Source organism: Herbiconiux daphne (genome assembly GCF_024979295.1).
GTDB lineage: Bacteria > Actinomycetota > Actinomycetes > Actinomycetales > Microbacteriaceae > Herbiconiux > Herbiconiux daphnes.
In genome coordinates this window covers 1-545 of sequence record NZ_JANLCJ010000719.1, presented here as the reverse complement: position 1 = coordinate 545, position 545 = coordinate 1, and the positions used below count along the sequence as shown (strand labels likewise).

The 545-nt window shown below is 52.8% G+C and carries 2 protein-coding genes; both read left to right on the top strand.

The window, feature by feature from the left end; translation table 11 throughout:
- On the top strand, positions 1 to 217 hold a 217-nt coding region (locus N1032_RS27335; RefSeq protein WP_259543849.1), incomplete at its 5' end, for a putative quinol monooxygenase.
- 9 nt (positions 218 to 226) lie between these two features.
- Positions 227 to 493, top strand: coding sequence for a hypothetical protein (locus tag N1032_RS27330; protein WP_259543848.1), 267 nt, complete (start codon positions 227 to 229; stop codon positions 491 to 493).
- Positions 494 to 545 lie beyond the last annotated feature (52 nt).

Sequence of the window (545 nt, the reverse complement as noted above, 5' to 3'; positions counted from 1 at the left end):
GGTTCAAGAGGAACAAGGCTGCGAAGCCTACGAGCTGCACCGCGTCATAAGCGGAAGCGGTCGCTTCTTAATGGTGGAACGCTGGGAAACGCAAACCGACGTTGACCGGCATATTATGGGCAAGCCCTATCGTGAATTGCTGGTTAAGCTGCGCGGCGTCGCCGACGTTAGCGTTACGCGTAGCGAAGCAATCCGCATGGGCTTTGCAGGGCATTAAGGGGGGTTTATGTGTGAACTATGCAAGGCAGAAGGGAAGGGCATCAAACAAATTGAATTGTTGTTAACCGTTGAGCTGGACAATGGAGTTAAAGAAATTCCGTTCCGCGCGTTCAGCGCACCGGATAACGAAGGGGTTCACGTTTGCATCGATGGGCACCGCGCGAAGTTCGTTGCGGGCATCTTCAAAGAGATCCTTCCGCAAATTATGGAAAGCATCAAAGCCACGAATAACTGGGCGGTTAAACCGGACTTTGTAACCAGTACCGTGCAGTAAAGAGCAGTAACGGGAGAGGGGGCGTTAACGTGGGGTTGCGCCCCCTTTTTCA

Excerpts from the sequence above, each read along its gene's own strand:
- N1032_RS27330 (WP_259543848.1), top strand. The coding sequence starts at position 227 with ATGTGTGAACTATGCAAGGCAGAAGGGAAGGGCATCAAACAAATTGAA.